This window comes from Thalassospira sp. (assembly GCF_002709775.1).
Lineage (GTDB): Bacteria > Pseudomonadota > Alphaproteobacteria > Rhodospirillales > Thalassospiraceae > Thalassospira.
In genome coordinates this window covers 143,033-155,332 of the sequence record NZ_PAQR01000008.1, presented here as the reverse complement: position 1 = coordinate 155,332, position 12,300 = coordinate 143,033, and the positions used below count along the sequence as shown (strand labels likewise).

Below are 12,300 nucleotides of genomic sequence, written 5' to 3'. Positions count from 1 at the left end.
TCCAGGATTACGGACGGCACATGGTTCAACTGACTCGTATCTATACTAAATCCGGTGACAAGGGCAAAACCGCCCTTGGCAATGGCACCCGCGTTCCGAAAAATTCCGTGCGCGTGGACGCCTATGGCACCGTTGACGAAACCAATGCCGTGATCGGTGTCGCCCGCCTGCATGCGGATGGCGAAGTCGATGCCATGCTCGCGCGAATCCAGAACGATCTTTTTGATCTGGGTGCTGATCTTTGCCCCCCGGGCGACGGCACGGACGATAACCCCGAACAACCCGCCCTTCGCATTACCGCCACCCAGACCGAACGGCTTGAGACCGAGATCGATCAGATCAATGCCGACCTTGATCCACTGAAATCATTCGTTCTTCCGGGTGGCAGCGCCCTTTCGGCACAGCTGCATGTGGCGCGCACGGTTTCGCGCCGCGCCGAGCGCCTGATTGTCGAGCTGGCCGGGCTCGAGACGATCAACCCGGAAGCCGTTCGTTATATCAATCGCCTGTCAGACCACATGTTTGTTCTTGCCCGCCATGCCAATAACGGCGGCAGGGATGATGTTCTCTGGCAGCCCGGACTGACCCGATAATCTGGCCTGATATCAAGATTATTGGACAAAATCCTTGTTCCCTTGCGGATTTTTGCCGTATCAAGACGGCGAAGGGCATCAAGATTTTCGTGAAGAAGTTGTCGTTAACGTCAACACCTTTACGTAAATTGACAACCTGCGTAGCACTACCTATTGTGCGTCGCGGGGAAAACATTACCATGCGGGCCAAAGCAAACTGCCTTGGCAGGGAGCAAAGCCCGCAGTTTCGACAACAAAAACGAACAGGTCTGTCATGAAGGTTCTTGTCGCCGTTAAGCGCGTTGTGGATTACAACGTCAAGATCCGTGTCAAACAGGACCAGTCTGGCGTTGAATTGAACAACGTTAAGATGTCCATGAACCCGTTTGACGAAATCGCCGTTGAAGAGGCCATCCGCCTCAAGGAAGCAGGTACTGCCACCGAAGTGGTTGCTGTATCGCTCGGCGTTAAACAGTGCCAGGAGACCCTGCGCACCGCCCTTGCCATGGGTGCCGATCGCGGCATTCTGGTCGAAACCGAAGACGAACTTCAGCCGCTCGCTGTTGCAAAGCTCTTAAAAGAAGTCGTTGCCAAGGAAAGCCCGGATCTCGTGATCCTCGGCAAACAGGCAATTGACGATGATGCCAACCAGACCGGCCAGATGCTGGCTGCATTGCTGGATTGGCCGCAGGGCACCTTCGCGTCCAAGGTTGTCGTTGCTGACGGCAAACTTGATGTCACGCGTGAAATCGACGGTGGTCTTGAGACCATCAAGATTGATCTTCCGGCAATCGTTACCACCGACCTGCGCCTCAATGAGCCGCGCTACGCGTCGCTGCCCAACATCATGAAAGCCAAGAAAAAGCCGCTCGATACCCTGAGCCCGGCCGACCTTGGTGTTGATACCGCGCCGCGCCTGAAAACCCTGAAAGTTTCCGAACCGGAAGCCCGTCAGGCAGGTGTCAAAGTTGCCGACGTCGCAGAGCTTGTCGACAAGCTCCGCAACGAAGCAAAAGTAATCTAAGCGGGGATCAATCAAATGAGCATTCTTGTTATTGCCGAACACGACAATACCGAACTGAAGGGTGGCACGCTTAACACCGTTGCTGCTGCTCAGAAAATCGGTGGCGACATCACCGTTCTGGTCGCGGGCGAAGGCTGCAAGGCCGTTGCTGACGCTGCTGCCAAGGTCGCAGGTGTCTCCAAGGTTCTCCTCGCAGACAACGCTGCCTACGGTCACTTCCTGGCCGAAAACCTGGCAGGTCTTGTGATCGAACTGGCTGGCGACTACAGCCACATTCTCGTTCCGGCGTCTTCGTCGGGCAAAAACTTCATGCCGCGCGTTGCAGCCAAGAAAGACGTCGCACAGATTTCCGACATCACCGACGTGGTTGATGCGGATACCTTTGTCCGTCCGATCTATGCCGGTAACGCCATGGCAACCGTGCAGTCGTCCGACAGCCTGAAACTGATCACTGTCCGCACCACCGGCTTTGATCCGGTCGCAGCCGAAGGCGGTTCTGCTGCCATCGAAGACATCTCTGTCGCAGCTGATGCTGGCAAGTCGTCCTTCGTTGGTCAGGAACTGACCGAGTCGGAACGTCCGGAACTCACCGCTGCAAGCATCGTCATCTCTGGCGGTCGCGGCATGGGTTCGGGTGAAAACTTCCACCTGATCGAGCCGATTGCCGACAAACTCGGCGCTGCCATCGGCGCTTCTCGCGCTGCGGTTGATGCGGGTTACGCCCCGAACGACTGGCAGGTCGGTCAGACCGGCAAAGTTGTTGCACCGCAGCTATACATTGCTGTAGGCATTTCGGGTGCTATTCAGCACCTTGCCGGCATGAAGGACAGTAAGGTCATTGTCGCGATCAACAAGGACGAAGAAGCGCCGATCTTCTCGGTAGCGGATTACGGACTTGTCGGTGACCTGTTCGAGGCCCTTCCCGCTCTGGCGAGCGAACTCGACAAATAATCTGATCCCCTTTAGGGTCAAAGCAACGCATACTCTTGTTTTGACCCTTGGGGACGAGTGGGGAACAAATGGCTTCGCTAGAAGATATCAAAACCATTGGCGTAATCGGCGCCGGTCAGATGGGCAATGGCATTGCGCATGTGATCGCCCTTGCCGGCTACGACGTCCGAATTCTCGACATCTCGCAAGAGGCCCTCGACAAGGCCATCGTCGTGATGGAAAAGAACATGGACCGGCAGGTCAAAAAAGAGATCATTACTGCAGCGCAAAAAGATTCTGCGCTGAAGCTGATCTCAACCGGAACGGAATATTCCTTCCTGTCCGACTGTGATCTGGTGATCGAAGCAGCCACCGAGAACGAAGAGATCAAAAAACAGATCTTCAAGGCTCTGTGCCCGGTGCTTGGCCCGGAAGCGATCATCGCGACCAACACGTCATCAATCTCGGTCACCCGTCTGGCGTCCTATACCGACCGTCCGGCGAAGTTCATGGGCATGCACTTCATGAACCCGGTGCCGCTGATGAAGCTGGTGGAACTGATCCGTGGTATCGCGACCGACGAAACCACCTATCGCACCATTCATGAGCTGACCAAAAAGCTCGGCAAGGACACGGCAAGCGCCGAAGACTTCCCGGCCTTTATCGTCAACCGCATCCTGCTTCCGATGATCAACGAGGCGATCTACACCCTTTACGAAGGTGTGGGGAACGTCGAGTCCATCGATACCGCGATGCGTCTGGGTGCGAACCATCCGATGGGTCCGCTGCAGCTGGCAGACTTTATTGGTCTCGATACCTGCCTGTCGATCATGCACGTTCTGCATGATGGTCTGGCCGATACCAAGTATCGCCCGTGCCCGCTTCTGGTCAAATATGTCGAAGCCGGATGGCTGGGCCGCAAGGCTGGCCGTGGATTCTATGACTATAGCGGTGACGAACCGACCCCGACCCGCTAAGCGGTCGTCTGCCGACTTTGGCTTCAAGACATCAAAGCCGCTGCCCCGCAGCGGCTTTTTTTGTTGCAATCCGAGGCCCAAGCATCTGGAATAGCCCTAGCTCTAACCCGCACAATCATGATGTCGGGACAAATCAAAACGGTTTCTGGAGGCCGTCCGAACATGTATCTCGGAATTGATGTCGGCACGTCGGCAGTCAAGGCATTGTTGATCGACGATAACTCGGTAACCCTGGCCGAGGCCGATGTTCCCTTGCGCGTTTCCAGCCCCCAACCGTTCTGGAGCGAACAAAACCCCGAAGACTGGTGGGATGCCACCACGCGTGCGATTGATGAATTGCACCGCCAGAACCCGTCTGCCATTGCGGCCACCCGTGCCATCGGCCTGTCAGGCCAGATGCATGGTGCGACCTTGCTGGGTGACGATGACAAACCGCTGCGTCCCGCCATCTTGTGGAATGATGGCCGTGCGATGCGCGAATGCGCCGAACTTGATGCGGCCCTTCCCGATCTTGGTGAACGGGCCGGGGTTGCCACCATGTCGGGCATGACCGCCCCCAAACTGATCTGGCTGCAAAAACACGAACCCGATGTTTTTGCCAAAATCAAAACCATCCTCCTGCCCAAGGACTACATCCGCTTTTGCCTGTCGGGCGACAAGGTCACGGAAATGTCCGATGCCGCTGGCACCCTCTGGCTTGATGAACAAAGCCGAAGCTGGAATGAAAGTGCGATTGCTGCCTGCGGCCTCACACCTGATCAACTCCCCGGCCTGGTCGAGGGATCTGATATCACCGGCACCCTGCACGCCAATCTGGCAGACCGTTGGGGCATGGCCGATGGTGTTATCATTGCCGGTGGCGGCGGTGATGCGGCCACCGGTGGCATCGGTGTCGGGGCAGTGGCGCATGGCGATGGCTTCATCTCGCTTGGTACCTCATCACAGATTTTCGTCGCCTCCGACAAATACCGGCCGAAACCCGAAGAATTGCTACACAGCTTTGCCCACGCCATCCCGAACCACTGGTTCCAGATGGCGGTGTTGCTCAATGGCGCAAGCTGTCTGAAATGGGCCGCAGACCTTCTGGGCGAAGCCGACATCACCAGCCTGCTCAACCGGGTCGAGGCACAGCACAAGGCACCATCTGATATCCTGTTCCTGCCCTACCTGAACGGTGAACGCACCCCGCATAACAATCCCTATGCCCGTGGCGTTTTCTTTGGTCTGGGCAGTGACACGGATCGCGAAGCGATGGTGCAGGCCGTGCTCGAGGGTGTCGGCTTTGCGCTCAGCGACGCCAAATCGCGCCTGAATGCGGCTGGAACCTATTGTGATCTGCCCGGCGTCATTGGCGGCGGCGCACGCAGTCGCTACTGGATTCAAATGATCGCCGATATCCTTGGCAAACCGCTTGCCCGTTATGAAGGTGCCACCAAGGGTCCGGCATTCGGTGCGGCCCGTCTTGCGCGTCTGGCGCTGACCAACGAACCGGTCACGGATGTCTGCGTCAAACCCGTGATCGAAGAAGTCGTTGAACCTGACATGTCGCGTCATGACGCCTACCAGCCGCGCTTTGCCAAGTTCCAGCGTATCTACGCTGCATTGTCCGACGAATTCACCCCGAACTAGGGCAGGCATTCCCCATCCAAAGAACAGGCTAAGCACCCGTTTTTAAATAAAATTCTTCGATCTGGTCGAATTTTGCCAGACACGCCTTTTAAACCCCCGCCCGGGTGCCAACATTAATCTGATGGCATTAATTTATAAGCACGGACAGATATGACGATTGTAGTGGTTGGAAGCTCGAACTTTGATTTCGCCGCCCGTGTGGCAAAGCTTCCAGTGCAGGGACAAACGGTATCCTCCCAAGCCTATAAAACCGGCCCGGGTGGCAAGGGCTGCAATCAGGCGCTTGCGGTTGCCAGGCTTGGTGTTGATCCGGTCTTCATCTCCAAGATCGGTGATGACATGCTTGGCAATCAGCTGATTGAAACACTCGCCGCCGAGGGACTTGATACCACCCATCTGATCGTCGCCGACGAAGCCCAGACCGGCATTGCCCTGATTTCGATTGATGAAGCGGGCGAAAACATGATCACGGTCGTTGGCGGGGCCAACATGACCATGACCCGCTCCGATTTGCATGAAAAACAGGATTACCTGCGCGATTGCGAATATCTGCTGCTGCAGCTGGAATGTCCGGTGGTCGCCATTGATTGCGCCATCAAATATGCCCGCGAAGGCAAGGCAAAGGTCATGCTTGATCCCGCCCCGGTCGCTGATCTGGTGGTCATGCGTGATCTGCTGGCCCTCACCCATATCGTCACCCCGAACCAAAGCGAATGTCTGGCCCTAACCGGCATCGATCCGGTCGATGCGGCCACCGCACGCGCCGCCAGCCTCAAACTCCATGAAATGGGTCCGGAAACCGTCATCATTAAAATGGGTGGTGCCGGGGCGTTCTATTCATCAAACGGCGCAACCGGTATGGTGCCGGGCTTTAAGGTCAATACGATTGATACGGTCGGGGCCGGGGATTGCTTTAATGCCGGGCTGGCTGTGGCGCTGCATGGCGGTCAGCCGCTTGGTGATGCCGTGCGTTTTGCCTGCGCGACCGGTGCGCTTGCCACCACAAGCAATGGCGCAGCCGATGCCGCACCGCTCCTTGAAGATGTTCTGAACCTGCTCGAAGGCCGCGCGGCTTAGGACGTCTCATCAATCAACTGATTGAAATAGGAAATGACTTCCGGTGCATCCCAGCGCGCAATGCCTTCAAGCTTGCCGCGCAAATCACCCTTGGCGTCATAAAGGAAACTGGTCGGAAGACCGCGCGCGCCCATCTGGCGTGCGATTGCCCCGCGCGGGTCAAGCACCACATCAAGGTTCTCGATTCCATTGGTTTCAAAGAATTCTTTGACCGCATCCGCCCCGCCACGGTCCTGACTAAGCGCCAGAACCCGGAACGGCTTGTCGGCCATTTCATCAGCCAGACGATCAAGATCGGGCATTTCCTTGACGCAAGGCACGCACCAGGTCGCCCACAGATTAACCAGAACAACCTGTCCTTTCAGGCTGTTAAAGGCGACCTCATTGCCATTTTCATCGACAAACGCCAGATCTTCGGGCAAAGAACCCCCGTCCGATGGCATGACCATCTTTGAAAGTTCTTGCGGGAATTGCGTATCAGCAAAGGCAGGGGTTGCATAAATGCCCGAGATGGCGACAATCACGCCAAGTTTTACGTAACGAAGCAATGCTTTCACAACACCCACCTTTCCAAGACTGCGGATCACGATGACCGACCAAAATGCCACTGACCAGAAAAACGCAAACTCCCTTTGGGGCGGCCGCTTTGAAGCAGGCCCGTCAGCCATCATGGAAGAAATCAACGCTTCCATCGGCTTTGACAAACGCCTTTACGCCCAGGATATTCAGGGCTCGAAGGCCCACTGCGCCATGCTGGTCAAGCAGAACATCATTCCTGCAGAAGATGGCGAAAAGATAACCAACGGTCTAGACCAGATTCTTCAAGAAATCGAGAGCGGCGAGTTCAAATTCTCCGCCGCCCTTGAAGACATCCACATGAACGTTGAAAGCCGCCTGCGCGAACTGATCGGCCCGGCGGCCGGTCGTCTGCATACCGCACGTTCGCGCAATGATCAGGTCGCGACCGACTTCAAACTCTGGGTCCGTGATGTCGCACTGGGCGATCTTGAAGTCGGCCTCAAGGGCCTTCAGGAAGCCCTGATCGAACAGGCTGAAACCCACGCTGCAACCATCATGCCGGGCTTCACCCACCTGCAGGCGGCCCAGCCGGTCACCTTTGGTCATCATCTTCTGGCCTATGTCGAAATGTTTGGCCGTGATCGCGGGCGTGTTGCCGATTGCCGTACGCGTATCAATGAAAACCCGCTGGGTTCTGCTGCCCTTGCTGGCACGCCCTATCCGATTGACCGTCACATGACGGCAAGTGCGCTTGGCTTTGATCGCCCGACGGCGAACTCGCTTGATGCCGTATCGGACCGTGACTTCGCACTTGAATATCTTAATGCCGCATCGATTGCCGCAATGCATCTGTCGCGTCTGGCCGAAGAAATGGTCATCTGGTGCTCGGCCCAGTTCCGCTTTATCGGAATGTCCGACAAATTCTCGACCGGCTCGTCAATCATGCCGCAGAAACGCAACCCGGATGCGGCTGAGCTGATCCGCTCCAAGATCGGGCGTATTGTTGGCTGCTATAACGGTCTGATGTTGTCGATGAAGGGCCTGCCGCTGGCCTATTCCAAGGACATGCAGGAAGACAAGGAACCGGTTTTCCAGGCCCATGACCATCTTGGTCTGTGTGTTGCCGCCATGACCGGCATGATCGCCGACATGAAAGTCTTTGCTGACAACATGCGTGCGGCTGCCGGTGCCGGTTACACCACCGCGACTGACCTTGCCGACTGGCTGGTTGCCGAACTTGGCATGCCGTTCCGTGATGCCCACCACGTTGTCGGTGCGACCGTCAAGCTTGCCGAAACCAAGGGCTGCGATCTTGATCAGCTGTCGCTTGAAGACCTGCAGGGGATCGAACCCAAGATCACCAATGCGGTTTATGACGTCCTCACTGTCGAGGCATCGGTTGCCGCCCGCCAAAGCTTTGGTGGCACCGCCCCGGTACGGGTGAAGGAATCCGTTGCGGCCGCACAGGAAAGGTTTCTGAAATGAACAACAGCTTCTTGAAACGCGGCACCATGGTCACGCTGGCCATCATGCTGGGACTGTCGGTTGCGGCTTGCGGTAAAAAAGGCCCGCTCGAACCGCCGACCGATGCCGGACAGGAATATCCAAGGGATTACCCGACCCAATGAACCATTTTGAATATATCAACGGCGAACTTTACGCCGAAGGTGTCGCGATCCGGGAAATGGCCGACAAGGTCGGCACCCCGTTCTTCTGCTATTCGACCGCGACCCTTGAACGCCACTACAATGTCTATGCCGCCGCATTCGAGGGCCTTGACGCCACCATCTGCTTTGCGGTCAAGGCAAACTCGAACCAGGCGGTTCTGAAAACGCTCGCCAATCTTGGTGCGGGTGCAGACGTTGTTTCGGTTGGGGAAATGCGCCGTGCCCTGCGTGCGGGCATGGATCCGGCAAAGATCATCTTTTCGGGCGTTGGCAAGGCCGATGCAGAAATGCGCGAAGCCCTTGAAGCCGGCATTGCCCAGATCAATGTCGAAAGCATTCCCGAACTGATCGAACTGAATAACGTTGCCATCAACATGGGCAAAAAGGCGCGCATTGCATTGCGCGTCAATCCGCATGTTGATGCCAAAACCCATGAAAAGATCGCGACCGGCAAGGCCGAAAACAAATTCGGCATCGACTGGACCCGCGCGATTGAAGTGTACCGTGATGCTGCCGCCATGGACGGCATTGAAGTCACCGGGATTGCCATGCATATCGGCTCCCAGCTGACCGATCTTGCCCCCTTCCGCGAGGCGTTTACGCGTCTGGCCGGTCTGGTGGAACAGCTCCGTTCCGAGGGTATCGATATCCGCAATCTCGATCTCGGTGGTGGTCTTGGCATCGCCTATCAGGGCGAAACACCGCCGCTTCCCGATGCCTATGGTNAGATGGTGCGTGAAACCGTCGGNCATCTTGGNTGCCANATCACNCTTGAGCCGGGCCGCCTGATTGCCGGNAATGCCGGGATCATGGTTTCGCGCGTCATGTATATCAANGANGGCGAAGCCAAGCGCTTTGTCATTCTNGATGCCGCGATGAANGACCTGATCCGCCCGACNCTNTANAGCGCCTATCACGAAATCATCCCGGTCGATGAACAGGGTGAAGACGACAAACAGGTCAAGGTCGATGTGGTCGGCCCGGTTTGTGAAACCGGCGACACCTTCGGCAAGGATCGTGATCTTCCTGATGATCTCAAGGCCGGTGATCTCGTCGCTGTGATGTCAGCCGGTGCCTATGGTGCGGTGATGTCTTCGACCTACAACACCCGCGCACTGACGCCGGAAGTTCTGGTTAAGGGCAACAACTTCGCCATCGTCCGTCCGCGTCAGGAAATCGATGATCTGATCAATATGGATCAGGTGCCCTCATGGCTCAGCAACGCCTAAGGCACACATTCTTTCTGATCTGCATTTGATTTTCGGGCGGTTGGCCATGAGCCAGCCGCCCTTTTATTTTGCGTCCATCCTGCGAACTGCTTGACCCGTCACGGCAAAACCCCAAACTCTAAAGATGCGGGTTGTGCTAGAATACACGCGATAATGCGCGCACTGTCGGCAAGCAGGGACCACCAGACCCATGTCGTTGATACCACCCTATCCAAAGATGGAACGCCATGTGCGCAAGACGCGCATGGTGATGGTGTGGGAATCTGTCTGGCCCTGCCTGATCCCGTCCCTGTCGATCGGGCTTCTGGTGGTTGGCCTGACATTGACCGGCGCGTTCGAACTTCTGCCTGCGACCGGGCATATCATGTTGCTGTCGATCCTGTCGGTGGCGGTCATGGTTTCGGTGGTTGCGCCCTGGCGCAATTTCAAAATGCCGACCCGGCGCGATGTCCTGCACCGGATCGAGATCGACAACCATCTTGATAACAACCCGCTGCAAAGTCTTGAAGATCACATCCCCGAAACCGACGATCCGCTGACCAGCCTTCTTTGGCAGCGCCAGCTTGGCCTGCATGAAGCCGCCCTGAAAAGGCTCAGACTGTCGCCCCCGCTGCCCGCCATTACCCGCGTTGATCGCTTTGGCCTGACCGCCATTCCGGTGCTGCTGCTGTTTGTCGGCCTGATGACAGGCAGCGATCATGTCGCAGAGCGCTTCTCAAAGGCCTTCAGCCCGCTTCAGCGTCTTGGGGCTGCCGACTTCAGCGCCACCCTTTGGGTCACCCCACCGGCCTATACCGGCCAGATCCCGCGCATCCTGCAATTCAGCTCGCTTTCGGATGACACCGGCAACCGCACGGGCGCTAACACCGATGCTGCATCGGATGCCACCAGTGACGTCATGTCGGTGCAGGTACCCGCTGGATCGACCCTGGATGGCAGCATCTCAAGCATCTGGGAACCGACCCTGACCACACCGCGCGGCAAGCAGGCCTTCAGCGAAAGCGGTGAAAACAGCTATGTGCTTTCCACCGCCATCGATCAGCCTGGCCAGTGGCGCATATCGGTCTGGGGCAATGATCGCCTGACACTGAATATCGAACTTCTGGCCGACAATGCGCCCAGCCTGTCCTTTGTCAGCCCGCCCACTGTGACCAGACGCGATCACGTCCGCCTTGATTACGTGGCCAGCGACGATTACGGCCTTTCCAGTCTTGAACTGGTCATCACCCCGGCCGCCGAAGACGGCACGATCAAGCAATACGGCCCGATTGATCAGGTCGTCATCGACCTCAAGGGCGATACTGGTGGTGCTGCTGACGCCGGCGCCATGCCAACCCGTATCGATGGCCCGCGCTTCATCGATCTGGTGGCCCACCCCTGGGCGGGCTTGCCGGTCAATATCCAAATGGTCTCGCGTGATAATGCCGATCAGGTTGGCGAAAGCGATATCCGCTCCCTGATACTGCCGGAACGGGAATTCAGCCATCCGGTGGCGCAAAAGCTGATCGATATCCGTCGTGGTCTGCTGCGCTATCCTGACCGTGCACTTGAAATGCACAATGCCTTGCTGCCGGTCCTGTTCGCCCCGCAGGCCTTCAACGGCCATCTCGGTGTCTTCCTGACCCTGTCTGTCGCGGAAAACCGGTTGGCGGCCAACCTGCATAACCGTGACACCCATCAGGATGTCGCAGGGCTTCTGTGGCATGTCGCCGAGGAGATTGAGCGTGGATCATACGGCATTGCCGAACGCAACCTGATGGAGGCCGAGGAACGCCTGCTTGAGGCACTCGCCAACCCCGATGTCACCGAAAGCGAAATCGCCCAACTGATTGATGAATACCGCCAGGCACTGAACGAATATCTCGCCGCCCTGATGCGCGAAAGCCCGGACGCAACCGAGGAACAACCACCCGCGGGCAGCGCAACCCTTGAACAACAGGACCTGTCACGCATCATTGATCAGATCGATGCCCTGATGCGCGCCGGTGCCCGGGATCAGGCCCGCCAGCTGATCGACCGCCTGCGTGAACTGGTCGAAAACATGCAGGTCACCACGGGCGAAGGCGGCATGGATATCACCTCGACGCTCCGCGAGATGCTTGATGGCATGCGCGATCTATCCCGCCGGCAGCAGGACCTGATGAATGATGGCGATAATGCCTCGACCCAAAACGGCAACGGCCCGCGCGCCAGCCAGCAACAGAGCCTTGCCGACGATGCCGGTGAAATCCTCGAGAACCCCGGCCTTGGTCAATTCGGCGATGTCAGCGGCATGAATTCGGTAATTGATGTCATGCGCGGGGCGGCCGATGCGCTGGAACACAACCGCTCGCACGAGGCCCTGCAATACCAACGCCAAGCCATGGACGCCCTGCAACAGGGCATTGGTGAAATCAGCCGTGCGCTGGAAGGTTTAAGCCAAATGGCACCAATGCTCGAAGACCTCGAAGGATCAGGCCGTCGGGACCCGCTGGGCCGTCCGGTCGGCGGCAACGGCACCACCATCATCCCGGATGTAAACACGCTTGAGCGCGCCTGGCGCATCTTGCAGGAACTCCGCCGTCGGTCCGGCGATCCCGAACGCCCGCAGATCGAACAGGAATATATCGACCGCTTGCTCAAACGGTTCTGATCATCCTTCCTTCCCGCCAAACAAAAAAGGCAGCACGCACTGTG

The 12,300-nt window shown here is 57.3% G+C and carries 11 protein-coding genes; 10 read left to right on the top strand and 1 reads right to left on the bottom strand.

All coding sequences use genetic code 11. The annotated features are described in order from the left end of the window. Positions 1 to 20 precede the first annotated feature (20 nt). The 6 genes from CMO10_RS04745 (at position 21) to rbsK (ending at position 6,209) form a co-directional block, all read left to right on the top strand. Positions 21 to 593: a cob(I)yrinic acid a,c-diamide adenosyltransferase gene (locus tag CMO10_RS04745; RefSeq protein WP_297019152.1), complete on the top strand. Its 573-nt coding sequence runs from the start codon at positions 21 to 23 to the stop codon at positions 591 to 593. A 253-nt stretch (positions 594 to 846) separates the two neighbouring features. Continuing rightward, complete coding sequence (locus tag CMO10_RS04740; protein WP_008889166.1) at positions 847 to 1,596, top strand: electron transfer flavoprotein subunit beta/FixA family protein; 750 nt, start codon at positions 847 to 849, stop codon at positions 1,594 to 1,596. A 15-nt stretch (positions 1,597 to 1,611) separates the two neighbouring features. Further along, complete coding sequence (locus CMO10_RS04735) at positions 1,612 to 2,547, top strand: electron transfer flavoprotein subunit alpha/FixB family protein (RefSeq protein WP_297019148.1); 936 nt, start codon at positions 1,612 to 1,614, stop codon at positions 2,545 to 2,547. A gap of 68 nt (positions 2,548 to 2,615) precedes the next feature. Further along, on the top strand, positions 2,616 to 3,503 hold the full coding sequence (locus CMO10_RS04730) for a 3-hydroxybutyryl-CoA dehydrogenase (protein WP_044827645.1): 888 nt from the start codon (positions 2,616 to 2,618) through the stop codon (positions 3,501 to 3,503). Positions 3,504 to 3,665: 162 nt separating this feature from the next. Beyond that, on the top strand, positions 3,666 to 5,132 hold the full coding sequence (gene xylB, locus CMO10_RS04725; protein WP_297019145.1) for a xylulokinase: 1,467 nt from the start codon (positions 3,666 to 3,668) through the stop codon (positions 5,130 to 5,132). A 150-nt stretch (positions 5,133 to 5,282) separates the two neighbouring features. Then, the gene (gene rbsK / locus CMO10_RS04720) at positions 5,283 to 6,209 is read left to right on the top strand and encodes a ribokinase (protein ID WP_297019144.1); all 927 of its coding nucleotides are present in this window, start codon (positions 5,283 to 5,285) and stop codon (positions 6,207 to 6,209) included. Here rbsK and CMO10_RS04715 read toward each other — a convergent pair. Then, positions 6,206 to 6,766, bottom strand: a complete 561-nt coding sequence (locus CMO10_RS04715) for a TlpA disulfide reductase family protein (RefSeq protein ID WP_297019142.1) — start codon at positions 6,764 to 6,766, stop codon at positions 6,206 to 6,208. The genes rbsK and CMO10_RS04715 overlap by 4 nt on opposite strands. Positions 6,767 to 6,797: 31 nt before the next feature. Between CMO10_RS04715 and argH the strand changes: the two genes are divergently transcribed. From argH to CMO10_RS04695, 4 genes are all read left to right on the top strand, one after another. After that, positions 6,798 to 8,213, top strand: a complete 1,416-nt coding sequence (gene argH / locus CMO10_RS04710; RefSeq protein WP_297019140.1) for an argininosuccinate lyase — start codon at positions 6,798 to 6,800, stop codon at positions 8,211 to 8,213. Continuing rightward, entirely contained in the window at positions 8,210 to 8,356 is a 147-nt protein-coding gene (lptM, locus tag CMO10_RS04705; RefSeq protein ID WP_297019138.1) for an LPS translocon maturation chaperone LptM, read from the top strand. The genes argH and lptM overlap by 4 nt, the downstream gene beginning before the upstream one ends. Continuing rightward, the gene (lysA, locus tag CMO10_RS04700) at positions 8,353 to 9,624 is read left to right on the top strand and encodes a diaminopimelate decarboxylase (protein ID WP_297019136.1); all 1,272 of its coding nucleotides are present in this window, start codon (positions 8,353 to 8,355) and stop codon (positions 9,622 to 9,624) included. Before lptM ends, lysA begins: the two co-directional genes overlap by 4 nt. Positions 9,625 to 9,814: 190 nt before the next feature. After that, on the top strand, positions 9,815 to 12,256 hold the full coding sequence (locus CMO10_RS04695) for a DUF4175 domain-containing protein (protein WP_297019135.1): 2,442 nt from the start codon (positions 9,815 to 9,817) through the stop codon (positions 12,254 to 12,256). The last annotated feature ends 44 nt before the right edge of the window (positions 12,257 to 12,300 follow it).